Here is a 23,837-nt window from a genome sequence, read left to right on the forward strand (position 1 = left end):
GCCTCCACGCCGCCGAGCGGCTCGGCCCGTTGATGCGCCCCCTCACCCCACCCCTCTCCCCGCAAGCGGGAAGAGGGAGCAGTCTTCAGGCGCTGCGAGCGCTGGCAACCGAACAAATAACACTCTGCAGAGGAAACCACATGTCCGACCGGCTTACAGGCAAGCGCGCATTCGTCACCGCGGCGGCGGCCGGCATTGGCCGCGCCAGTGCGATCGCGTTCGCCCGCGAGGGCGCCGAGGTGTTCGCCACCGATATTGACGAGGCCGGCCTCGCCTCGCTGGCCGATCACGGCATCGCCCGCACCGCAAGGCTCGACGTCCGCGATACCGAGGCCGTCGAGGCGATCGGCCGTGAGGTCGGCACTGTCGACATTCTGCTGAACGCCGCCGGCTTCGTCCATCACGGCACCGTGCTGGAATGCTCCGACACGGACTGGGACTTTTCGTTCGACCTCAACGTCAAGTCGATGCACCGCACGATCCGAACCTTCTTGCCCGGCATGCTCGAGGCGGGGCGCGGCTCGATCGTCAACATCTCCTCGGCCGCCGGCGTCTACAAGGCGGCGCCGAACCGCTACGTCTACGGTGCCACCAAGGCCGCGGTCGCTGCGCTGACCCGTGCGGTCGCGGCGGATTTCATCACCCGCGGCATTCGTTGCAACGCGATCTGTCCCGGCACGATCGAGACGCCGTCGATGCTCGGCCGCGCCGCCGCCGCCGGCCCGCAAGGCCGCGAGATGTTCGTGTCCCGCCAGCCGATGGGCCGGCTCGGCACCGCGGAGGAAATCGCCGCGCTCGCGGTGTATCTTGCGAGCGATGAGAGCGCCTTCACCACCGGCGTGGCGCATATCATCGACGGCGGGTGGACGCTGTGAGTCACAGACCGAATCTCCGTCATTGCGAGCGAAGCGAAGCAATCCAGAGCGCCGTGCACTGACCTGGATTGCTTCGTCGCTTCGCTCCTCGCAATGACGGGGTTGCTGGTTCGCGCATAGGGAACAAACGACAATGAACACCATCGACCTCAAGCATCGCTGCGCTGTCGTCACCGGCGGGGCGCAGGGATTTGGGCGGGCGATTGCCGAGCGGTTCATCGCGTCCGGCGCGCGGGTCGCGATCTGGGATCATGATATCCCGTTGGCCGAGAAGACCGCGAAAGAGATCGGCGACTCGATCCTGGCGTTCCAGGTCGACGTCACCGATTCGGTGGCGGTCGATCGCGCCCGCGATGCCACGCTGCAGGCATTCGGCAAGATCGACATCCTGGTCAACAATGCCGGCATCGCCGGCGTCAACAAGACCGTCTGGGACACCGACTACGAGGAATGGCGCAAGGTGCTGCGCATCAACCTCGACGGCCCGTTCATCTGTTGCAAGTCGATCGTGCCGGCGATGATCGCCCACAAATACGGCCGCATCGTCAACATCGCCTCGATCGCCGGCAAGGAAGGCAACCCTAACGCCGCACACTACTCGGCGTCGAAGGCCGGCCTGATCGCGCTGACCAAATCGCTCGGCAAGGAGCTGGCGTCCTACGACATCACCGTCAACGCGGTGACGCCGGCCGCGGCCAAGACCGCGATCTTCGATCAGATGACGCAGCAGCACATCGACTTCATGCTGTCGAAGATCCCGAAGGGACGCTTCGTGCTGGTCGAAGAACTCGCCGCGATGGTCGCGTGGCTGGCCTCGGAAGATTGCTCGTTCTCGACCGGCGCCGTGTTCGATATCTCCGGCGGCCGGGCGACGTATTAAGCCGCTGATATCAGCACGACCTGCGGTCGCACGGCTTGCGCCACTCCATGATCAAGAACCATGGCGCACGGCGATAGCGGCTTACGGTGTTCGGATCGCCGCCATTGGGGAGCGGCTCGGAGAAGTGCTCGAGCTGCAGGCCGTTCGCCAACAGCAGAGACATGTAGGTGCTGAGCGGCCGATGCCAGTTGAGAATGCGGATGCCGCGCCATGACACCCAGTCGGCGCGCTCCTCCATATAGTTGTCGATACGAAGCTGAAGTTTGCCGTCGGCCCCGCGGGTCCATCCGTCCGGCTGCGCGGCGGTGGTGAAACTGTTGAGGTTGGCGATCAGCAGCGCTCCACCGGGCTTCAGAACCCGGGTCATTTCCGCGATCGCAGCCGTGACGTCCGCAATATCGATCAGCGTCAGATAGCTGACCACCAGATCGAACGAGCTATCCGGAAAAGCCAGCGCCTCCGCCTGGCCGATCCTATAGTCTCCACCCGGGTTAAGCTGTCGCGCCCGCTCAATCAAAGCCGCGGTGGGATCGATCCCGACGGTGGCGATCTCCAAGCCGCGCAGCTTGCGGCAAAACCGGCCCTCCCCGCAGCCGACGTCGAGGGCCTGTTTGAAACCGCCCGCACTCACCCGCGCCAGCATCGGGGTATCGAGAACGAACCGCCGTCCGAAATCACCTTCATCGGCCATATCGGCGATCCAGGCGGCCGCCGATTCATTCCATCCTTCAGTCATAGCGAAGCGGCCCGTCACGAAGTCCCGGATAACCCGTCCGATCGGTCAGGCGCGCGGCGCTCAACCTCTGCCCTTGGTCCGGAAAATCACCGGCAGGCTGAAGGTCAGGCCTTCGTCGGCGATCAGCGGCGGCGGTGCAGGAACCGGATCGGCGCGCTTGACCATGTCGAGCGCGGCCTGATCGAAGGCGGCGTCGCCGGAGCCTTCGACGATCCGCGTCGACAATACGTGGCCGAGACGGTCGAGTTCGAAGCTGACGACGATCTTGACGTTCTTCTGGGCGGAGTCCTTCGGATAGCGCTTGTGCTTGTCGAGATAGGCGACAAGCTCCTTCTGCCAGGTGGCGCGGATACGCTGCGCGGCCTGGCCGACGCCCTGCGCCGGAGCCACCGAACGCGGCCCCTCCTTAGCGGTTTCGTTGCTCGGCATCGCGGTGGCTTCGGCGGCAACCGACTCGGTCGAGGCCTGCTGCTGCACCACCGCCTTTTCCTTCTGCTCCTCGTCGGGCTTCTTGGCGTCCTGCTCGGTGACGACGCGGTCGGCCTCTTCGGTCTGCTGCGGCGTGTCCTTCGGCAGATCGCTTTCCTTGACTTCGGCCTTCTGCTCGTTGAGCGCGGGCGAGGCGGCCGATGCGTCGGTGTCCGGGCCCGGCGGCAGGTCGCTCGCCTCGTGCTTTGGCGACATCATCTCGACGCCGACCTCGATTGCCGGCGCACCGAGCGCATCGTCATCGAGATCGTCGGCCCGGCTGGCGAGCGCCAGCGCCACGCCGCCGGCGTGCAGCCCGACGGCGACAACGCCGGCAATCAGCCACACCGTCCGCGACGGCTTGCGTGAGAAATCGAAGTCGGTCATTCGCTCAACAATCGTTTGGCGCCCGTCACTACAGAGCCGCCGTACCATGGCAGGCCGCCGGAACGGCCTCCCGCCGCGCGCCTGCGGCGCCAAGCCGCAAACACGTCGATCCGTCGTTACTGCGCGCCGCCCGGTGCCGCTCCAGGTACCGCTTCGAGCGCCACCAGCTTGATCTTGGCGTAGCCGCCGGCCCGCAGCATCTCCAGCACGTCCATCAGCTCGCCATACGGCACCGCGCGATCGGCACGCAGAAAGATGAAATTGTCCTTGCTGATGTCCGACATCGAATTCAGCGTCTGCACCAGATCGACGCGCTTGACCTGGTTCTCGCCGATCGCCACCGCGAGATCGGACTTGATACTCACATAGGTCGGCTTGTCGGGGCGCTTCTGCGGCGTCGCCGTCGAGGTCGGCAGGCTGACCGGCAGATCGACCGTCGACAGCGGTGCCGCCACCATGAAGATGATCAGCAGCACCAGGATGACGTCGATGAACGGCGTAACGTTGATCTCGTGGGTCTCGTCGAAATCGTCGTCGAGACCGTCGGAATCGTTGAGTGAGACGGCCATGCCCTACTCCGCCGCGCGGACGTGACGGCCGCCGCCATGGCTGCGATCGAGATCGCGCGACAGCAGCCGACCCGCCGCGCCCGAGGCGCGCGCCACCATTTCGAGATAGACCTTAATCTCGCGCGAGAAGTGATTGTAGATGATCACTGCCGGGATCGCCGCGACCAGACCGATCGCAGTGGCGAGCAGCGCCTCGGCGATGCCGGGCGCCACCACCGCGAGGTTGGTGGTCTGCGATTTCGAGATGCCGATGAAGCTGTTCATGATGCCCCACACCGTGCCGAACAGGCCGATGAAGGGCGCGGTCGCGCCGATCGTGGCGAGGAAGCCCATGCCGTGCCGCATGTGCCGCGACTCCGCGCGAACGATTTCGCTGAAGCTCGAAGCCGCGCGTTCCTTGATACCCTCGTCGCTGGTGAGCCCGGCAGACAGCCGCGCCTCGTGCAGCGCCGCGCTCAGCAGCATCGACAACGGGCTGGTCTTGTCACCGAGCGCGAGCTGCGCCTCGGACATCGAGCGGGCCTCGCTGATCTGCTTCAGCGCCGAGCGCAGCCGCCAGCGGGCGCGACCGAGTTCGACCTTCTTGGCGATGAAGATCGTCCAGGTGATGACCGAAGCCAGCGCGAGGCCGACCATCACGGCCTTCACCACAATGTCGGCCTGCAGGAACATCGACCACGGCGACAGCTCGGCGAGCCCTGGCGTCACGCTGCCGTTCGGCGTCGCGCCGGAGCTCGGCAGCGCCTGGGTCGAACCGGTCGTGTCCGGTGCGGCGGCGGACGGTTGCGTCGCCGGCGACGACGTCACCGCCGGAGCAGACGGCTGCTGCGCAAAGATCGGCGCGACAGGCGCCGCGAGTGCCAGCGACAGCAACGCCGCGGTGATCAATCGGATTTTCGACAGTTTCATACTTCGGCCCAGTAGCGGATGAGGTTGTGATAGATACCGGTCAATTTGACCGTTTCAGGGTCATCGCGTCCCAGCCGCTCGACCAGGGCCTGAATGGCGCCGTCGAGATCGTAAATCATGCTGCGCGCATGGGCATCACGTACCATGCTCTGCAGCCAGAAAAAAGACGCGACCCTGGCGCCGCGGGTCACCGGAGTGACCATGTGCAGGCTGGTCGATGGATAGAGCACGCAATCGCCGGCGGGAAGCTTCACTTCGTGCGAGCCGTAGGTATCCTCCACAACCAGCTCGCCGCCGTCATATTCGTCGGGTTCCGCCAGAAACAGCGTGACCGACAGGTCCGTGCGAATGCGCAGGCCGGTGAGCGGATCGCCGCGCACCGCGTTGTCGACATGGATGCCGAAATGGTGATTACCCGCCGCGGCGTAGCGATTGAACAGCGGCGGGAAGATCTGCAGCGGCACCGCTGCAGACACGAATTTCGGGTTCGCGGTCAGCGCCGAGATGACGCGGCGGCCGAGCGCACGCGCCAGCTCGCCGTCGGGCGGAAGCTGCTCGTTGCGCTTGACCATGGCCGACTGTGCGCCGGCGGTGGAGCGGCCATCTTCCCAGTCTGCCGCATCCATCAAGCGGCGGAACTCCGCCACCTCCGGCTTCGACAGGACTTCGGGAATACAAACCAGCATGACAGCTCCAGTCCCGGCGGCGCGTCAGAGCGCGCCGCGCAGGGTGAGCCAGACCGACCGGCCCGGCGCGATGAACACGAACGGCGAGTTGCTGCGATAGAACGCGTCGTAATAGGTCGTGTTGAAGATGTTGTTGACCGACAGCTTCGCGGTCATGTGCTTGTCGACCTTGAACTCGACGAAGCTGTCGAAACGCCAGTGCTCGGGCAGCACATTGCCGTTGATGGCGCCGAAGGTGCCGCCGTAAATTTTTGAGGCGTACACCGCCTGCCCGCCGACTTCCCAATGATCGTCGAACTTGTACTTGGTCAGCAGGTTGAACGATTGATGCGCAATGTTGGCGAGCTTGGCGCCTACCTGCGTCGGATCGACCGATTGCAGCACCTCGCTCTCCATCAGCACCAAACCGCCGAACACGCTCCAGCGTTCGGTGATCTTGCCGGAGGCTTCGAGGTCGATGCCGCGCACGCGATAAACACCGGTGGCCAGGATGTTGTTGCCCACCGTCTCGCGGGCGTTCGACTTCTCGGTCTGGAACAGCGATCCGGTCAGTAGCAGGTGCCGGTCGAACAGCTCCCATTTGGTTCCGACCTCGACCGCCTTGTTCTGCTCGGGCGACAGCGCCTGGAACGTCGTGTTGTTGACGACGAGACCGCCATAGGCCGTGCCCGAGGCGTCGAGTTCGGCGCCGACCGGGTTCGACGAGGTCGCGTAGGCCGCATACAGGCTGGCGTAAGGCAGCGGCTTCACCACCGCGCCGAGATTGTAGTTCCACATACCAGACTGGACGCCGGTGCTGGTCGTCGCGGTGTGGCCGTTGATATTGTAGTCGACGTAACGCACCCCGCCATTGAGGATCACGACGTCGTTCCAGTTCGCCGTCTCGATCAGATAAGCGGACTTGGTGTCGACGTTGATGAAGGTCGGATTATAGGCGCGCTGCGGCGAACTGGCGAAGGCGAACTCGTTCGGCGGCGACAGCAGCGGCACGGTGATGCGGCCGCCGGTCTGGAAGCCGGTCAACTCCGAGGTCAGGCCCGCATAGGTGTCGCGCATCACGCTCTCGCGTGAAATCTCGGCGCCGCCGATGAGCGCATGCTTCACCGGACCGGTGTCGAATTTGTAGGTCAGGTCGGTCTGGTTGGCGAGCACGTTGGTGACCTGATAGCGGCTCTGCGAGGCGAGCTGCACCGTCGTCGCGGTCGGGTTGCTCGGCAGCGTGCCGATATAGTCGAGCACGGAGCGGCCGGCGCGCGAGCGGTTGCTCAGCGTCAGGTCCGGGGTGATGGCGAATTCGCCCGTCACCGTGCCGAAATCCTGCTGCGCCTTCTGGAAGTCGCGATTGACGAAGCCGTAATAGGTCTCGCGCGGCACGTTCACGCTGGTCGATGGCAGCCGCAACGTGGTGTTGTAGGGCACGCCGAAATCCGGAAGGCCGCTGAGATCGGTGTGGACGTAGTTGGCATTGATCTTGATGGCGTCGGTCGGCGTCCACTTGATGGCGCCGAGCGTGCCCCAGCGATCGTCGTTGACGTAGTTGCGGCCCGCGACGTTGGCCTGCTGGTATAGACCGTCGACACGCACCGCGAGCGTCGGGCTCAGCACCTGGTTGACGTCGACGGTGACGCGCTTGGTCGCATCGGTGCCGAACGTGGTCTCGGCCTTGGTGAAACTGCCTGCGGTGGACGCCTGCTTGGTAACGATGTTGATGGCGCCGCCGGCGGTGCCGCGGCCCGCCATGGTCGAGGCCGGGCCGCGCAGGATCTCCACCTGCTCGGTGAAGAAATTCTCGCGGATCGACACCGCCGGATCGCGAATGCCGTCGATGAACACGTCGTTGCGCGCATCGAAGCCGCGAATGAAGAAGCGATCACCGAAGGCGTTGCCGCCCTCCCCGGTGCCGAGCGTGACGCCGGCGGTGGAGCGCGCCACATCGCGCAGCGAGGTCGCGTTCTTGTCCTCGAGCACTTCCTTGCTGAGCACCGTCACGGTGCGGGGCGTGTTGATCAGCGGCTCGGTGAACTTGGTGCCGGACAGGCGATCGACCTTGTAGGGCGCCGCCGCGTCCGCATAAGGGTTAGCATCGGCCGAAAGCGCACCGGCGTTGGGGAACGGCACCGGCGCAACCGGCGTCGGCTGCGCTCGCCGTGCCGCCCGGCGCAGCGCGTTTCGGGCGCGGACCTGATCAGGCGTCGGCGTCGCCGCGGGCCGCGGTCGCGCCACCGGCGCATCGACGGTTACGGCGGGCAGGTTCGGTTGCTGCGCCTCGGCGCCACCGATCGACGCCACCGCGATCATGCCGGCAACCGCCGAGACCTTGCGGCCGTAGTGACTGTCGAGTTCGTCATTGAAGGTTCGGATCGATGCTTCCGCGCGCAACGATCTTGGCGTCTTCGCCCCGCTCACTCCCGCCCCGTTCATCTGCCGACCCCCAAAAAATTGCAGTTGCTAATTACCTGCAGTTTTCAGTGGTATCGGCCGCAAAATTGAGGGTCAACGCGCGTGCGTCTTTGTCGCGCTGGAATCGTTCAAGATCAAAACGGTTCTAAACAATCACCTCCGGAAACATCCGGATGGAGGCGCCCTCTACGCACCCAAAGGTCGCGCAACCCTCCAGATATTACCGGCGCCGCTCGGACGCCCAAGGCTTTCCCTGCTCCACGCCCGATATACCTCTCGCGCTTTTGACACCTCTCGCACAGCCCGCAAAGGCAGGCCCGACCGCGGACGAGCGATGGACCGTTGGGGTCATTCGCCTCGGACGATGGTCTTCTCCGTCCAGCCTCCAGCCTGCCTATTGCTTGGCTGCCTGCTGCCCACATTAAGCTCTCCAAAGTTCACTTTAGATATGGAAAACTGTCTTTAGTCCGCTCTCCATGGAGCACAGAATGGCGATCGATTTTACGCTGACCGCCTACCAAAAACGGCTTCAGCGCATCGCAAGGGAGTTCGCCAACGACATCCTGCAGCCCCTGGTCCGGGCCGCCGATGAAGATCCCGACCCGCAGCACGCATTTCTGGCGACCAAGAGCGCCTATATCGAAAGCTACAAACTGGGCTTCGCGACCGGCTTTATTCCCCGGGAATATGGCGGAGGCGGCATCAGCAATGTCGACCTGCAGGTCGTCGTCGAGGAACTGACTGCGGTTGATCCGGGCTTTGCGACAATCCTCTTGGTGAACGGCCTGGCCTTGATGCCGCTCGTCTGGTTCGGATCGGAAGCGCAGAAGCAGAAATGGCTGAGACCTGCAACCAGCGACCCGCGTGGGGAGTATCTCGCCGGCTGGACTGTGAGCGAAGCGGCAGGAGCGCCGGGAGGCACAGCCAATTTCGACGGGGCCGCCGCGTTCCCTGCCGGCATTTCATTGACCGCGACGCACGACGCCAAGAACGGCGAGTATATCCTGAACGGCCGCAAATTCTGGCCCTGCAATGCAGGCGGCTGGGATCTGCGTGGAGCGGATGTCAATGTCTGTATCGTCCGCACCAGCCCGGGCGCGGAAGGATCGAAGGGGCTGAGCGCCATCATCGTTCCCCGCTCCGCCACTGGCGTACGTTACGAACAACCGATCTCCAAACTCGGACACAGGCTGAGTCAGAACAACTCTATCATTTTCGAGGACTGCCGTATCGCCGAAGAGAACGCGTTCGCGATCGGCGACGGTGACCTCGTGATCAACAAGGCGTTCACGTGGTCCGGGCCGGTGGCGGCAATCGCATCCGTCGGGGTCGCGCGCTCGGCTTACGAATACGCACTGAAATGGGCCAAGACCTATACGGGGGGCGGAGACAAGCCGATCATCCACCATCAGGCCGTCGCCTACACGCTCGCGGAAGTCGCGATGAAGGTCGAGGCCGGCCGCGCCTTTGCATGGAAGGCAGCTCACTATCACGACATGAACAATGCGGACGGACACGCGATTGGGCCGATGGCAAAGGTCTTTTGCAGTGAGCTGTTGTTCGGTGCCGTATTTCAGGCCATGAAGGCGGTCGGCGTCAACGCCCTCGACCGCGCCAATCCGCTCGAGCGCTACCTACGCGAGGCGGCTGTTTTCCCGCTCTACGATGCAGGCAATATTGGCATGCAGATGCGGAAGATCTGCGCCGTCATGGCCGATCCGGATTTCGATCCGCGTGCGATCGCCCGCTCCGCCCCGACACCCTTCGACAAGATTGCTCGACCGACGAAGGTCAAGCAGGCGGCGAAAACTTGAACCGGCACGCCTGGCCGCCGCGCTGCATGCACTCTTGATGCTCGATCGGAGCCCCCATCAGTCCCGACAGAAATCCCAGATCGAACTGACACACTTCGATGTAGTCCTTCGACAGGTCGTGGAACACGCAATTCTTGCATTCGATGCGTGGCAGCTTGTCGCCCTTCTCGGGCGCGATGGTACGCGCCGCGAAGCCGGTCTCGTTCATGATCCGGACGATTTCCACCACGCGCTCCACTCGAGTTTTGCCGACCAGCCGCGGGATCGCAGCCGCCGACATGTCGACACCGAGCTCGTACATGTAGCTTCCGAACTTGGAAGCGCCGATCTTCTTGCGAAGGTTCTCGAACATCACTCGGGAAAACCACGAGTAACGCTTGGGAAACAGGTCGATCCCGCTCTCGGTCAGCGTATAGAGGAACTTCGGGCGGCCACCGCTCCTCGACGTCGAATGCTGCACGAAGCCCGACCGCTCCAGCCCCGATAGGTGCTGCTTCACCGCGCTGCGCGTGATGTCGACCTGAGCCACCAGGTCATCAATCGTCAAGCCGGCCTTGGCTTCCAGTAACTTCGTAAGCAGCTTCTGCTGCGTGTCTCCAACGATCACCTTGCCGTCCTCGCCCGGATCCTTCGACAGCCCCGCTCCGCGCCCGAACCCGCCACCACACCGCAGATCTCGTCGCCAACACCTATCCTACGTCAGGCGTCGTTGTTGCGGCAATTTCGGTCAGCGCCTGCCCAATTCGCCCCCAGACTGCTCACGCCCTGCTCGATTACACCACTTTAAACAGTTTTAACTGCCTAATCTATCTTCTTGTCGTCTCGCCGCGACGGGCCATCATGACGGACGAGGCCCTGACGAGAGATGCCGGGACATCTCGCCATCGCGGTCTCGAACTTCATCAGTTGAGGGAGAACGAAAATGGCGATCGATTTCACGATGTCGGCGAGCCAGAAGAGCATTCAGAAGATGGCGAGAGACTTTTCGGAGGGCGTTCTCGCGCCGGTCATCCCGGCGGCCGACCGGGAGCCCGATCCGATGCTGGCCTACCAGAAGACTAAATCGGCCTATGTCGAGGCCTACAAGGCAGGCATCGCCATGGCGATGCTCCCCAAGGAATACGGCGGCGGCGGTCTGTCATGCCTCGACTTCGTTATCGCAGCCGAAGAGATCTGCGCCGTCGATCCCGGCTTCGCCTGTACCGTGCTGTGCAACGGACTCGGCCTGATGCCCGTCGCCTGGTACGGCAGCGAAGAGCAGAAGAAGCGTTTCATCGGAGCGGCGACCTCCGACCCGACCGGCACGTATCTGAGTGCTTGGACCGCCGGCGAACCTCCGGGCGGCACCGGCGGCACCGCCAACTTCGACAGCCCGGTTCCGAAGGCCGGCATCGGCATGACCGCCGTGCGCGAAGGCGATTACTTCATCATCAACGGCAAGAAGAAATGGTCGTCGTCGGCCGGCTGGGACGGCCTCGGCTCGAACACGCAAACCGCGATCATCCGGACCGACACGACGGTCGGCGGCACCAAAGGTCTGTCCGCCATCGTGATCGAACGCGGCACGCCGGGCGTCACCTGGACTTTTCTCGACAAAGAGGGCCATCGCACCACCTCGAACGCGCTCGTGGTGTTCAAGGACGCCAAGGTGCCGGTCGACAATCTGCTTCCCGGAGCGGAAGGCAACGGCGACTTCGTGATCAATCGTAACTTCGCGTGGTCAGGTCCCGTGGCAGCCATCGCGGCGGTCGGCGTGGCCCGCGCGGCCTACGAAGACGCGCTGAAGTTCCTCAAGAGTCACACCGCCGGGTCGCTGACGCCGATCATCCGCTTCCAGAATGCGGGCTACATCATGGGCGATGTTGCGGCCAAGATCGAATCGGCGCGCTACTTCTCGTGGCGAGCCGCGGACTATCTCGACAAGCACGGACAGCACGCCGAACTGATCGGCGCGATGTGCAAGATCAACGTCACCGAAACGATGTTCGATTGCGTTTACAAGTGCATGCAGGTCGTCGGCGTCAACAGCCTCAGCACCGAGCACAAGTTCGGAAAGTATCTGCGTGAGGCCTCGGTGCTGCCGATCTACGATGGCGGCAACATGGGCATGCAGCGCCGCCGGGTCCACGGCGTGATCGCGGAGGAGAGCTTCGATCCTCGCGCGCTGATGGACGACGACTTCGTCCGTTTCGACAAGTCGATGGAGGAAATCGGCACGGTCGCCGATCCGCTGCCGACATCCCGCGGCATCATGCAGGCGGCCGAATAGGATCGCAGGCAACCAAGGCGGGCCGGTCACGGCCGTCCCGCCTCCGACCTGACGCTGCAGGTCGATTGCTAGTCCGCCGACGTGCTCGGCGGTTTCATCAGTGAAAACAGTTCGTCCACCGTCTGCTGCGCCGTCAGACGCACGCGTTCGGTATCGAGGGCACCACCGATCCTGATGCCGCCAACCACAGCGCGGATCTCATCGCGAAACTCGCTGAGGAAACGCAGCGGGTCGGGCTGATCGTTGGCGACGCGCGCGATCAGGCCGGTGATCAGAATCTGGCAGGCGATCATCCGCCCGTTCAGCTCTTCCATGCCCCTCTCCGGACCGCCCCGGCTGACATGCCACGCGGGACGTGGCGCGGGATATGACCGAGTGGCGCTGGACTGACAATTGGAACAGTTCTCAACTGCGCGTCGCCGAGACACCGTCAGCGGCGAAACGGGTCGTGGCCCCGGCGATCCGAAAGCATCAAGGCCGCGTCGAGAGCCGGCTTCGACCCGAGCGGTTCCGATCCGGCGGAGGTCCCACCTGCCTCGCCAGCCCTCGCGGCACTTCATGAAGCTTTGGCAATGTAGCAGAAACTCAAGGGTTATTGTGTTTACACTGTTGCCGCACCTAGTTAGTTGCAGATGAACTCCTGATCGCCGCTTGGGCTGGACGGCGCGTGTCCGTGTGGGTCCCGGCGCGAAAGCATCGGATCGGCCATGAGCACTCCCCGCCCCCTCCGCCGGGTCATCACCGTTCTCATCATTCTCGGAGCGGCCGGGGCCGGCATCTGGGGCTGGCAGCATTACCGGGCCGGTTCCGGCGGCCACCAGGCTGAAGCGGCCAAGGATCCCGGCAAGGCGAGCCGCGGGCCGGCCATTCCGGTGACCATCGCCACCGTGCAGAAGGCGAGCTTCCCGCTTTATCTCAGCAGCCTCGGCACCGTGCAGGGCTTCAACACCGTCGTGGTCAGGACCCGGGTGGACGGCCAAATCGATCAGATCGCCTTCAAGGAAGGCCAGATCGTCCAGGCCGGCGACCTGATCGCCCAGATCGATCCGCGGCCGTTCCAGGCCACGCTCGACCAGGCCAAGGCCAAGAAGGCGCAGGACGAAGCCAATCTGGCCAATGCCCAGCTCGATCTCGGCCGCTCCGTCCGGCTCGGCGAATTCGCCACCAAGCAGCAGACCGACACCCAGCGCTCCACCGTCCAGCAGCTCACCGCCCAGATCGCGGCCGACGACGCAGCGATCGCCAACGCCCAGACCCAGCTCGACTACGCCAGCGTCAAGGCGCCGATCTCCGGTGTCACCGGCATCCGCCAGGTCGACAAGGGCAACATCGTCAACGCCGCGACCCAGACCGGCATCGTCACCATCGCCCAGATCGAGCCGATCGCCGTGATCTTCACGGCGCCCGAGGAACGCGTCTCCGACATCAACAAGGCGCAGGCGGCGCATCCGCTGCAGGTGATCGCGCTGTCGACCGACGGCAAGACGCGGCTGTCCGAAGGTGTGCTGTCGGTGGTCAACAACCAGGTCGATTCCAACAGCGGCACGGTCCGGCTCAAGGCGGTGTTCGACAACAAGGACCATGCGCTGTGGCCGGGCCTCGCGGTGTCGACCGAGCTGCTGATCAAGACGCTCGACGGCGTCGTGATCGCCCCCAACGAGGCGATCCAGCACGGCGCCGACGGTCTCTACGCCTATGCGGTCGACGCCGACAACAAGGCGCAGGTCCGCAAGCTGCAGGTCGGCCCGACCAACGACCGCGACACGGTGATCACCAGCGGGCTCGAACCAGGCGACCGGGTGATCGTCGGCGGCCAGTACAAGGTGAAACCCGGCGCCACAGTGGCCTTCAAGGTCGCCGACGGGCAGCCGCCGCCCGCCCTTACGACCGGATCGGCCGCCGGCGGAGCGCGCTGACATGGACGGCGGCATCTCTTCTCCGTTCATCCGCTATCCGATCGCCACCTCGCTGCTGATGGCCGGCATCCTGTTCGTCGGCCTGGTCGCCTATCCGATGCTGCCGGTGGCGCCGCTGCCGCAGGTCGACTTCCCGACCATCCAGGTCTCCGCCAGCCTGCCCGGCGCCAGCCCCGAGACGATGGCGTCCTCGGTGGCGCAGCCGCTGGAGCGGCAGTTCGCCCAGATCCCCGGCGTCGCGCAGCTGACCTCGAGCAGTTCGCTGGGCTCGACCGCGGTGACGATCCAGTTCGATCTCAGCCGCGCCATCGACGGCGCCGCCAACGACGTCCAGGCCGCCATCAACGCCGCCGGCGGCCAGTTGCCGAAGACGCTGCCGAGCCCGCCGACCTATCGCAAGGTCAACCCGGCGGATTCGCCGATCCTGCTGCTGTCGGCGACCTCCGACACGCTGCCGCTGATCGAGGTCAGCGACGCCGTCGACGCCCAGCTCGCCCAGCAGATCAGCCAGATCACCGGCGTCGCCCAGGTGCTGATTGGCGGCCAGCAGAAACCCGCGATCCGCGTTCAGGTCGATCCGGCCAAGCTGGTGGCGAAGGGGCTGTCGCTGGAAGACGTCCGCACCCGCATCGGCATCACCACCGTCGACGCCCCCAAGGGCAATATCGACGGCACCAAGCGCAGCTACACCATCTACGCCAACGACCAACTGACCCGCGCCAAGGACTGGAACGACGTCATCATCGCCTATCGCAACGGCGGCCCGCTGCGCATCCGCGACATCGGCCAGGCGGTCGCCGGGCCCGAGGACGCCAAGCAGGCGGCCTGGGCCAACGGCAAGCGCGGCGTGTTCCTGGTGATCTTCAAGCAGCCGGGCGCCAACGTCATCGACACCGTCGACAAGATCAAGGCGCAGCTGCCGCGCCTCGTCGCCGCGATCCCGCCGGCGGTGAAGATCGACGTCATCAGCGATCGCACCCAGACCATCCGGGCCGCGGTCGAGGACGTGCAGTTCACCCTGCTCTTGACCATCGCGCTGGTGGTGATGGTGATCTTCCTGTTCCTGCGCAACGTCTGGGCCACCATCATCCCGAGCGTGACGGTGCCGCTGGCGCTGCTCGGCGCCTGCGCGCTGATGTGGGCGGCCGGCTATTCGCTCGACAATCTGTCGCTGATGGCGCTGACGATCTCGGTCGGCTTCGTGGTCGACGACGCCATCGTGATGCTGGAGAACATCACCCGCTACATCGAGGAAGGCGAAACCCCGATGGCGGCGGCGCTGAAGGGCGCCGGCGAAATCGGCTTCACCATCGTGTCGATTTCGATCTCGCTGATCGCCGTGCTGATCCCGCTGCTGCTGATGGGCGGCATCATCGGCCGGCTGTTCCGCGAATTCGCCGTGACGCTGGCGATGACCATCGTGGTGTCGCTGGTGGTGTCGCTGACGCTGACGCCGATGATGGCGTCGCGCTTCCTGCGCAACGAGCATGCCGTCAAGCACGGCCGGCTGTACGACCTCAGCGAGCGCGGCTTCGAAGCGATGCTGCGCGCCTATGAGCGCGGGCTCGATCTGGTGCTGCGCTGGCGCCTGACCACGCTGATGGTGTTCTTCGCCACCGTCGGCCTGTCGGTGTACCTGTTCATGGTGATTCCGAAGGGCTTTTTCCCGCAGCAGGACACCGGGCTGATCACCGCGTCCTCGGAGGCCGCGCAGGACATCTCCTTCGCCGACATGAAGACGCGCCAGGAAGCGCTCGGCAAGATCGTGCAGGCCGATCCCGACGTCGCCAGCGTGGCGATGTCGATCGGCGGCTCCGGCAGCGCGCTCAACACCGGCCGGATGTTCATCACGCTGAAGCCGCGCGACGAGCGCGCCGCCAGCGCCCAGCAGATCATCGCCCGCCTGCGGCCGAAGCTCGAACAGGTCGAAGGCGCCCGGCTGTTCATGCAGGCCGCGCAGGACGTCCGGCTCGGCGGCCGACCGACCCGCACCCAGTTCGAGTACACCCTGCAGGACGCCAACCTCACCGAGCTCAACGACTGGGCCCCGAAGGTGCTGGCCAAGCTGCAGACGCTGCCGGAGCTGCGCGACGTCGCCAGCGATCAGCAGACCGAAGGCACCACGTTGACGCTGACGATCAACCGCGACACCGCCTCGCGCTTCGGCATCCAGGTGCAGCTGATCGACGATACGCTGTACGACGCGTTCGGCCAGCGCCAGGTCGCGCAATACTTCACCCAGACCAACTCCTACCACGTCATCCTGGAGGTGCTGCCGGAGCTGCAGGGCAAGGTCGAGTCGCTGGACAAGATCTACATCACCTCGCCGACCACCGGCGATGCGGTGCCGCTGTCGGCGTTCGCCAAATGGACCACCGTGCCGGTGCGCCCGCTGTCGATCGCGCATCAGGGCCAGTTCCCCGCTACCACGATCAGCTTCAACCTGGCGTCGGGCGCCGCGCTCGGCCAGGCCACCGAGGCGGTGCAGCGCGCGATGGCCGAGATCGGCGCGCCGCAGACGCTGAACGGCAGCTTCCAGGGCACCGCGCAGGCGTTCCAGCAATCGCTCGGCACCGTGCCGCTGCTGATCCTCGCCGCGCTGGTGGTGGTCTATCTGATCCTCGGCATTCTCTACGAGAGCTACATCCACCCGCTGACGATTCTCTCCACCCTGCCCTCGGCCGGCGTCGGCGCGCTGGCGATCCTGATGCTGTTCGGCTTCGACTTCAGCCTGATCGCGCTGATCGGCGTCATCCTGTTGATCGGCATCGTCAAGAAGAACGGCATCATGCTGGTCGACTTCGCCATCGCGGCCGAGCGCGACGAGCATCTCGATCCGGAACAGGCGATCCGCAAGGCGGCGCTGCTGCGCTTCCGCCCGATCATGATGACCACGATGGCGGCGCTGCTCGGCGGCGTGCCGCTGATGCTCGGCACCGGCACCGGCTCGGAAATCCGCCAGCCGCTCGGCTACGCCATGGTCGGCGGCCTCGCCGTCAGCCAGGCGCTGACGCTGTTCACCACCCCGGTGGTCTATCTCTATCTCGACCGCCTCTCCAACGCGCTGACGGCCTGGAGCCGCGGACGGCGGCCGGATGAGCCGGGCGTGCCCCATGGTGAGGTCAAGCAGGCGGCGGAGTAAGGGTCACGGCCGGGGCGATTTGAACTGTCATCAATGTCAGGAAGCCCCTTGCAGGACCGGCCCGACCCCGCTAGAAGTCGCGCCATCGCGAGCCGCCGGGGCCGACCGATTGAGTCCGCCCCCGGTTCGACCCTAAGTGCCTGGCTCTGCCGGCATTTTCGGTGGGGAATGGTGTAACGGTAGCACAACAGACTCTGACTCTGTTTGTCTTGGTTCGAATCCAGGTTCCCCAGCCAGCCCGAACGTCCATAAAGACTCAAACTGCAAAGCCAACTCAGGATTGATCCGATCTCGATGCTCCAGCAGAGATCGGTGACGCCGTCGACGGTCGTCTCACGCGGTTCACACGCGTGCCTGCAGACTGACGGTCGCTCAAAGGCCGCCGCCAGCCTACCTTGAGGTCTCCGTCCTACCTGGTGTGACGCTGCACGAAGGCATGCACTTCGGCGGCGATCAGGTCCTTGTCGTGATCGATGGTCGCGACGTGATAGGAGCGGTTGAGCCACAACAGCTCGACGCGGTCGGACCCGACATTGTTGGCAATCACGGTCGCATTGGTGGGCGACAGCACGTGGTCGACGCGCGAGTTGATCACGAAGGTCGGGCACTTGATGCGGGACAGCAGCGCGCGGGCAGTCGCGGCAAGGCCGATCGCATGCTTCATGCAGACCACCGGCACCTCCGGATAGGCGAGCTCCTTGGTGGCCGTATCCATCATGTCGGAGCCGATGCCCGGGATCGTGTCGGGCATATTCCGGGCGTAGGCGATCGACGCCATGTCGGGCGATTCGATCTGCGCAGCCGCGTTGATCGGGATTACCCCAGCAACCTTGTCGGGGTGCATCGCGGCGAGATACAGCGACAGCGTGCCGCCCATCGACAGTCCGGCGACGAAGACCTTGTCGCACTTCGCCGAGATTTCGATCAGCGCGTCTTCGGCGGCGCCGACCCAGTCGGCTGCGGTCGTCTTCGCCATCGCAGTGGGCGAGACGCCGTGGCCCGGTAGCCGCGGACCAAGCACCGTGTAGCCGTGCTCGCCGAGACGCTCGCCGAGATAGCGCATGCTCTGTGGGCTGCCGGTGAATCCGTGCACCACCAGAATGCCCACCTTGCCTCCGTCGAAGGAAAACGCTTCCGCTCCGGGCAGCACAGCCTCACTCATGTCAATCTCCAACTCGTGGTGTGTGTTAGTTCAGGTGTGACGCTTTGAATAGGCAACCGCCGCTACGATTACGATCAGTCCCTGCAGCATCAGCTTGCCGGGCTCGCCGAGCCCGAAGCTGGTGAGGAAGTTGAACAGAAAGGTCAGCATGAAGGCGGCTGCCGCCGGCCCCCACATGCCGCCTCTGCCGGCGCCGAAATTGATGCCACCGAGGATCGATGCCGACAGCGAGTTGAGCGCGAGATCCTGCCCGATGTTGACGGTGCCGACGCCGACAAAGCCCAGGAGGAAGAAGCAGCTCAGCACGGAGAACAGCCCGGACACCGTATGGGCGACCAGCACGATGCGGGCGTGCGGAATGCCGGACATTTCCGCCGCCAGCGGATTCGAGCCGACCGCGCGCACGTAGCGGCCAAAAACGGTGAAACGGTCGATGTAGTACAGCGGAAGCAGAGCAAGCACCCACAATATCGGAGCGACCGGGATGCCGCCGATGCGGCTGGTGACGACGTCACGCAGGATTTGTGGCACGTCGCCAGGCGCGCGGAATTGGCTGAAGGCGATGACGACGCCGGTCAAAATGATCGACATTGCCAGCGTCACAATCACGGCCGAGGCTTTGCGTACCGTGATGATGATGCCGTTGATGAAACCGATCGCGAGGCCCACCACGATGCACAGCGCGATGGCTGCGAGCGGCGGCACCGGCATCGTACCGCTGGTGAGGATATAACTCGTCACCGCCATGATGCCCGCCGAGGACAGGTCGATCGAGCGGCAGCGGATGACGAGGCTTTGTCCGATTGTTGCCAATCCGAGCGGAGCCGCCTGTCGCAACATCAGCATCAGGAACAATGGCGACAGCAGATGGGGATGCGTGAAATACGCGATGCCCAACAGCAAGGCGAGCAGCGGATAGGCTGGCGGAAGGCCGGCAATCCAGCGCAGCGACGCGACGATCGGGCTGGTCGCGCGCGGTTCAGCCAAAATCGTCACAGTCCGATCACCTTTCGTTTTTGCAGCGAGATCGCGACCAGCAGCAGCACGCCGGTGAAGGCGCTGCGGACAAAAGGCGAGATACCCATCAGGTTCATGCCGTTGGCGAGCAACCCTAAGGTGAGCGCCCCGGTGACCGCGCCGAGTACGCCGCCGATGCCGCCGCTGAGCTGGACATTGCCGAGCGCGATAGCGGTGATCGAATCCAGCGCCAAAGGACCGCCCATTGTGGGATCGGCAGAGGCGACGCGTGCCGACAGAAACAGCCCGGCGCAGACCGCCGACAGGCTGCAGAAGATGTAGGCCGCAATCGTCGATGGCACGACGCGCAGACCGTTGAGATGCGCATTGGGCGGGCTGGCGCCGATGGCGTATAAATGAAGCCCGAGTTGACTGCGCCGCAGCAGCACGTAGGTGATGCCGATCGCAGCGATACACCAGACGATCGCAATCGGCGCGCCGCCGATCCTCGACTGCGCGAGCGCCTGCAGACCGGCCGGAATCGCACTGCTCGGCGCCGGCAGAATGAAGTAAGCGACGCCTTGCAGAAACGTCGCCATGCTGAAGGTCATGATCAACGGGTGCACGCCGAACACCGCCGTGCCTACGCCGTTCGCGGCGCCGACCAGGATCGCCAATGCGATGCACAGCGGAATTGCAGTAACGAGGCTGTCCTGGGTCGACAGGACACAGCTCGTCAGACTGACCAAGCTGCCGATCGACAGATCGATGCCGCCGACCAGCGCGACCACGAGCTGACCGAGCGAGCCGATCAACAGCACGACGATCTGGTTGACGAGATTCGACAGATTTTCCCCGCCGGTGAAGTGCGGCGCCGCAAATACCAGGAAGATGAACACGATGATCGGAATGCCGAGGCTGATCGGCGACGTTCCAAAGCGCGGATTGAACACGCGGGTCATGACGCTGCTCACGCTGCGTGCGGGGCTGACGAGCCCCCGGGCAGGGCCAGATTGAGGATCGCTTCTTCGCTCGCGTGCTTGCCGTCGAGCTCGCCGACAAATGCGCCGTTGCGAATGACCAGGATGCGGTCACACAATCCGATCAGCTCCATCATCTCGCTCGACGTCAGCAGCACACCACCCCCCTTGTCCGCGAAGTCGCGGAGCAGCCGATAGATCTCGGTCTTGGCGCCGACATCGACGCCGCGCGTCGGCTCTTCGATCAGCAGCACGTTGGAGCCGGCGGTCAGCCACCGTCCGAGCAAAACCTTCTGCTGATTGCCACCGGACAGGCTGCCCACGGCTTGCGACAAGCCGGCCGCGGCGAGATGAAGCGATTTCGCCAGTGCCTTGAGAATATCTCGCTTGATCCGTACGCGGGACAGTGCGCGCTGGATCGCCAGAATGCCGAGCGACAGGTTCTCATCAATCGGCAGATCGAGAAACAGGCCCTCGGTCTTGCGGTCCTCGGGCACGAAACCGATGCCCCGGCGCACGTTCTCGGTACGGCCGAGGCTCAGATCGACAGCCTCCGTCGCGTCGCGATCGGCTGTCGCCTTGTGCACTCCGCCGGAGACCGGGGGCGTGACGCCAGCCAGGCATCGCATCACCTCGCGCTGCCCCTGCCCCTCGAGGCCGGCGATGCCGAGGATCTCACCGCGGCGGAGCGTCAGGTCGATCGCGTTTCGATCGGCGCGGACCTGCAGCCCCTGCGCTTTGATCAGCGCCGAGCCGAAGTTCGAGACACGTGGCGGGAACAGATCCTGGATTGAGCGTCCGACCATCGCGGTCACGAGCCCGTTCGGCGTCATCTCACGGGTGGGGCGCGTGAGCACGTGCTGTCCGTCCTTCAGCACCGTGACGGTGTCGCACCAGCGCGCGATCTCCTCCAGCCGATGGCTGATGTAGAAAATCGATTTGCCTTCCTTCTGCAACTGCAACATCAGTTGGCCGAGCTTGTCGACCTCGACCTTGTTGAGCGCCGCGGTCGGCTCGTCAAAGATGAACACGGAGGCGTTGGCCGACACGCCCTTGCCTATCTCGACGAGTTGTTGCTCACCGATCGACAGTTCGGAGACCGGCCGCTCTGGATCGAGATCAATCCCGATCCGCGCCAGCAGCGCCGCCGCGTCCTTCATCATTTGCCCGTAGCGCACCATCATCATCCGGCGCGGTTCGCGGCCGAGAAACAGATTCTCGGCCACGGACAGATTTGGCAGCAGCGTGAACTCCTGAAACACCGTGGAAACGCCGTGCTGCAAGGCGTCGCGCGGCCCGGACAGGCGAACGCGCCGACCGTTGATCTCGACCTCGCCTTGCTCGGGTTGATAGACGCCGGCGAGCACTTTCATCAGGGTCGATTTGCCGGCACCGTTTTCGCCGGTGACGGCATGAATCGAGCCGGCGTGACCGGTGATCGAGACATCGCGGAGGGCCTTGGTCGCGCCGAAGCTGACGGATACTCCGCGCGCGACAACAACCTCACGTGCCTGGCCGGGCATCGTCATGACAGACACTCGATCACTGGAAGTTTCGCTTACTTGCCGAACAGCTCTTTCAGCTTGGCTTCGGGCAAGGTCGACGGCACCCAGTAGGCGTCGTTCAGATCGGGCCGGTAGTACTTGTCGATATCGGCATTGGTGATCGGCGCCGGGTCAGAGAAGTAGCCCTTGTACATCTGCTTGCCTTCGAGCAGCGCGACCGACGCGCGTACCACCGCCGGGCCGAGCCCTGGCGTAAACACGGGCGCGACGCTCTTCACACCCGAGCTCTTCCAGATCTTGAAGAAGCCGTTGTTGCCTTCACCGGTCATCGGCACCAAGGGCTTGCCAGCTTCCTTGAACACTTCGATGCAGGCTCGGGTCATCTCTGCGCCGGAGAACCAGATGCCGTCGACCGGCTTCCCCGACAGCACCAGATTTTCGCAAAGCTGCTTCGACTTCGCGTAGTTCCAGTCGCCGAACACTTCCGCGACGATCTTGATGTCGGTGCCCGCAATAGCCTTCTTGAAACCCTCGTAGCGCAGCACTTCTTCGCCGACACCAGCGACGCCGCGCACGGCCCAAATCGAGCCTTTGCCTTTCAGCTCCTTGGCAAGAAACTCGCCGCCGACGCGACCGAATGCGCCGCCGCCGCCGAATACTTCCAGGGTTCCGTTGAGCTCGCCATTGCTGGCGCCAAACACCACGACCGGGATGCCTTTCGCGACGGCCTTGTCCACCTGAGCTGCCACCACTGGGAAGGCGATCGGCGCGACGATCAGCAGATCGACGTTGCGAGCCATCAGATCTTCGATATCGGCGACCTGCTTGGCGGGCTTCCAGTCCGCCTCGAGCACGGTGAACTCGCCGATGTTCTTGTTGAGCGAGGCCTCGTATTTCATCTCCTGAAGCATCTGGACGATCCAGGTGTTGCCGACGCCTGGGAAGGCAAGGCCGATCTTCCAGGGCGGCGCCTTCTTGAACTTGCCTTCCGGAATGATGTCTTTGGACGAAGGCGCGATCAGGCCTGGCGGCAACAATTGCACGTCCTCTGCCCAAGCTCCGATCGACGTCACGCTGCTGACGAGCATGGCTGCCGCCAGCGAAATCATCCCCCGTGCAAATCTCTTCATTGGTTTCCCCCTGGTTTGATTGTCGTCCAGGGTGGGCGAGCGATCACGTCGAGCGCACGGCATCGATGCCGCCTCCGCCCCATTGCTGTCGCGTCTTCGCACCGTACAGACGACGGCGCAGAACACCCGGTAGCAGAGGACATTGGCGGCGCCCGAGTGGCGCAATGGCGGGACGAACCCGCACCTCCCTGTTCGTTATTTTCGTTTTAGCTTTCGTATTGTTACTAAGCCGAAGCAAACGTCAAGAGACGTGCGCGAGTGAGTCGCACCTCTCAGTCACTCCACGGTTGCGCCAGCAACCAATATTGCAGCGCAAAATCCGGCAGTGCGTCGCGACGAGCACACGAGCGTTATACACGCGATCGCTGCGCGCAATGGCTCTGCCCTCCATAGCCAATTAGTTAGGAAGCGCGGAATCGTTTCGGGAAGAGCGGTCGACGACCGTTTGGACCTGCACGAACACGTCGTAACGCACGGTCTTCCCCGCAATCTGATAAGACGGTTTGCGAACGCCACGAAGCGGCTCCGCGCGCAGCGGCCATTTCAGCACCACGCGAGTGCAACGCGTCGCCAGCGCCGCATGCATCAGTTCGCCCACGTCAGGATCGGCCCCCACGAGGTCGCGAAGTAACCGCATTTCCTGCTTGACCAGCGCGGTCTTGCTTCGCTCCGGGTGCATCGGGTCGACGGTGACGACGTCGGCCTCGAGGGTTGGCAGCAGTTCGCGGGCGTCGCCGTGCAGCAGGGTCATGCGGGCGATGATGTCCGCGAGGTCGGGGCTTTCGGCCCGCGCGGCTTCGAGGGCTTCGGCGAGTAGGGCGTGGACCTGCGGGGAGCGCTCGATCAGCATCACGGTGGCGCCCATGGCGGCGAGCAGGAAGGCGTCGCGGCCGAGGCCGGCGGTGGCGTCGATGATGGTCAGCGCGCGGCCGGGCGCCATGCCGGTGGCCTTGAGCAGCGCGTGGCTGCGCGCCGCGCCGGTGCGCAGCTTGTATCCGGTCGCGCCGCCGACGAAATCGACGGCGAGCGCGGACCGGCCGGCCTTGGCCATC

At 64.4% G+C, this 23,837-nt stretch carries 20 protein-coding genes and 1 tRNA gene; 7 read left to right on the forward strand and 14 right to left on the reverse strand.

All coding sequences use genetic code 11. The annotated features are described in order from the left end of the window. Positions 1–140: 140 nt before the first annotated feature. Both IP86_RS12525 and IP86_RS12530 read left to right on the forward strand, forming a co-directional pair. Positions 141–875: an SDR family oxidoreductase gene (locus IP86_RS12525; RefSeq protein WP_054162865.1), complete on the forward strand. Its 735-nt coding sequence runs from the start codon at positions 141–143 to the stop codon at positions 873–875. Positions 876–1,008: 133 nt separating this feature from the next. Then, complete coding sequence (locus tag IP86_RS12530; protein WP_054162866.1) at positions 1,009–1,755, forward strand: SDR family NAD(P)-dependent oxidoreductase; 747 nt, start codon at positions 1,009–1,011, stop codon at positions 1,753–1,755. 10 nt (positions 1,756–1,765) lie between these two features. On the opposite strand, the gene IP86_RS12535 is transcribed toward IP86_RS12530, so the two are convergent. The 6 genes from IP86_RS12535 to IP86_RS12560 form a co-directional block, all read right to left on the reverse strand. Next, positions 1,766–2,509 (reverse strand): class I SAM-dependent methyltransferase, encoded by a 744-nt coding sequence (locus IP86_RS12535; protein WP_349509529.1) that lies wholly within the window; start codon positions 2,507–2,509, stop codon positions 1,766–1,768. A gap of 42 nt (positions 2,510–2,551) precedes the next feature. Next, positions 2,552–3,346, reverse strand: coding sequence for a TonB family protein (locus IP86_RS12540; protein ID WP_054162868.1), 795 nt, complete (start codon positions 3,344–3,346; stop codon positions 2,552–2,554). A 116-nt stretch (positions 3,347–3,462) separates the two neighbouring features. Then, on the reverse strand, positions 3,463–3,915 hold the full coding sequence (gene exbD, locus IP86_RS12545) for a TonB system transport protein ExbD (RefSeq protein WP_054162869.1): 453 nt from the start codon (positions 3,913–3,915) through the stop codon (positions 3,463–3,465). 3 nt (positions 3,916–3,918) lie between these two features. Then, a complete protein-coding gene (gene exbB, locus IP86_RS12550; RefSeq protein WP_054162870.1) occupies positions 3,919–4,824 on the reverse strand; it encodes a tonB-system energizer ExbB in 906 nt (301 codons plus the stop codon). Then, the gene (locus IP86_RS12555; protein ID WP_054162871.1) at positions 4,821–5,510 is read right to left on the reverse strand and encodes a Fe2+-dependent dioxygenase; all 690 of its coding nucleotides are present in this window, start codon (positions 5,508–5,510) and stop codon (positions 4,821–4,823) included. Before IP86_RS12555 ends, exbB begins: the two co-directional genes overlap by 4 nt. A gap of 24 nt (positions 5,511–5,534) precedes the next feature. Beyond that, complete coding sequence (locus tag IP86_RS12560) at positions 5,535–7,916, reverse strand: TonB-dependent receptor domain-containing protein (RefSeq protein WP_054162872.1); 2,382 nt, start codon at positions 7,914–7,916, stop codon at positions 5,535–5,537. Positions 7,917–8,398: 482 nt separating this feature from the next. On the opposite strand from IP86_RS12560, the gene IP86_RS12565 reads away from it, so the two are divergent. Further along, positions 8,399–9,724, forward strand: coding sequence for an acyl-CoA dehydrogenase family protein (locus tag IP86_RS12565; protein WP_054162873.1), 1,326 nt, complete (start codon positions 8,399–8,401; stop codon positions 9,722–9,724). Here IP86_RS12565 and IP86_RS12570 read toward each other — a convergent pair. Then, positions 9,702–10,331 carry a helix-turn-helix transcriptional regulator gene (locus IP86_RS12570; RefSeq protein ID WP_054162874.1) on the reverse strand — a complete coding sequence of 210 codons (630 nt, stop codon included), beginning with the start codon at positions 10,329–10,331 and terminating at the stop codon, positions 9,702–9,704. The genes IP86_RS12565 and IP86_RS12570 overlap by 23 nt on opposite strands. A gap of 315 nt (positions 10,332–10,646) precedes the next feature. Here IP86_RS12570 and IP86_RS12575 point away from each other — a divergent pair, with 315 nt between their 5' ends. Continuing rightward, positions 10,647–11,993 carry an acyl-CoA dehydrogenase family protein gene (locus IP86_RS12575; RefSeq protein WP_054162875.1) on the forward strand — a complete coding sequence of 449 codons (1,347 nt, stop codon included), beginning with the start codon at positions 10,647–10,649 and terminating at the stop codon, positions 11,991–11,993. 68 nt (positions 11,994–12,061) lie between these two features. Here the strand turns inward: IP86_RS12575 and IP86_RS12580 are convergent, their stop codons facing one another. Beyond that, on the reverse strand, positions 12,062–12,307 hold the full coding sequence (locus IP86_RS12580) for a hypothetical protein (RefSeq protein WP_054162876.1): 246 nt from the start codon (positions 12,305–12,307) through the stop codon (positions 12,062–12,064). 393 nt (positions 12,308–12,700) lie between these two features. Between IP86_RS12580 and IP86_RS12585 the strand changes: the two genes are divergently transcribed. The 3 genes from IP86_RS12585 to IP86_RS12595 all read left to right on the forward strand — a co-directional run bounded on the left by IP86_RS12585 (position 12,701) and on the right by IP86_RS12595 (position 17,287). Continuing rightward, a complete protein-coding gene (locus IP86_RS12585; protein WP_054162877.1) occupies positions 12,701–13,909 on the forward strand; it encodes an efflux RND transporter periplasmic adaptor subunit in 1,209 nt (402 codons plus the stop codon). A gap of 1 nt (position 13,910) precedes the next feature. Further along, entirely contained in the window at positions 13,911–17,051 is a 3,141-nt protein-coding gene (locus tag IP86_RS12590; RefSeq protein ID WP_054162878.1) for a multidrug efflux RND transporter permease subunit, read from the forward strand. A gap of 162 nt (positions 17,052–17,213) precedes the next feature. Beyond that, positions 17,214–17,287, forward strand: a tRNA-Gln gene (locus tag IP86_RS12595). Positions 17,288–17,460: 173 nt separating this feature from the next. Here IP86_RS12595 and IP86_RS12600 read toward each other — a convergent pair. The 6 genes from IP86_RS12600 to IP86_RS12625 all read right to left on the reverse strand — a co-directional run bounded on the left by IP86_RS12600 (position 17,461) and on the right by IP86_RS12625 (position 23,836). Beyond that, positions 17,461–18,213 (reverse strand): alpha/beta hydrolase, encoded by a 753-nt coding sequence (locus IP86_RS12600; RefSeq protein WP_054162879.1) that lies wholly within the window; start codon positions 18,211–18,213, stop codon positions 17,461–17,463. A gap of 30 nt (positions 18,214–18,243) precedes the next feature. Beyond that, positions 18,244–19,209 carry an ABC transporter permease gene (locus IP86_RS12605; RefSeq protein WP_082363976.1) on the reverse strand — a complete coding sequence of 322 codons (966 nt, stop codon included), beginning with the start codon at positions 19,207–19,209 and terminating at the stop codon, positions 18,244–18,246. Then, positions 19,206–20,132 (reverse strand): ABC transporter permease, encoded by a 927-nt coding sequence (locus IP86_RS12610; RefSeq protein WP_156332483.1) that lies wholly within the window; start codon positions 20,130–20,132, stop codon positions 19,206–19,208. The genes IP86_RS12605 and IP86_RS12610 overlap by 4 nt, the downstream gene beginning before the upstream one ends. An 8-nt stretch (positions 20,133–20,140) precedes the next feature. Next, on the reverse strand, positions 20,141–21,673 hold the full coding sequence (locus tag IP86_RS12615; RefSeq protein ID WP_054162901.1) for a sugar ABC transporter ATP-binding protein: 1,533 nt from the start codon (positions 21,671–21,673) through the stop codon (positions 20,141–20,143). A 35-nt stretch (positions 21,674–21,708) separates the two neighbouring features. Further along, positions 21,709–22,950, reverse strand: a complete 1,242-nt coding sequence (locus tag IP86_RS12620) for an ABC transporter substrate-binding protein (RefSeq protein ID WP_156332484.1) — start codon at positions 22,948–22,950, stop codon at positions 21,709–21,711. 232 nt (positions 22,951–23,182) lie between these two features. Then, on the reverse strand, positions 23,183–23,836 hold the full coding sequence (locus IP86_RS12625; RefSeq protein ID WP_054162882.1) for a class I SAM-dependent methyltransferase: 654 nt from the start codon (positions 23,834–23,836) through the stop codon (positions 23,183–23,185). Position 23,837: the final 1 nt, after the last annotated feature.

Source organism: Rhodopseudomonas sp. AAP120 (genome assembly GCF_001295845.1).
In the GTDB taxonomy this organism is placed as follows: Bacteria; Pseudomonadota; Alphaproteobacteria; order Rhizobiales; family Xanthobacteraceae; genus Rhodopseudomonas.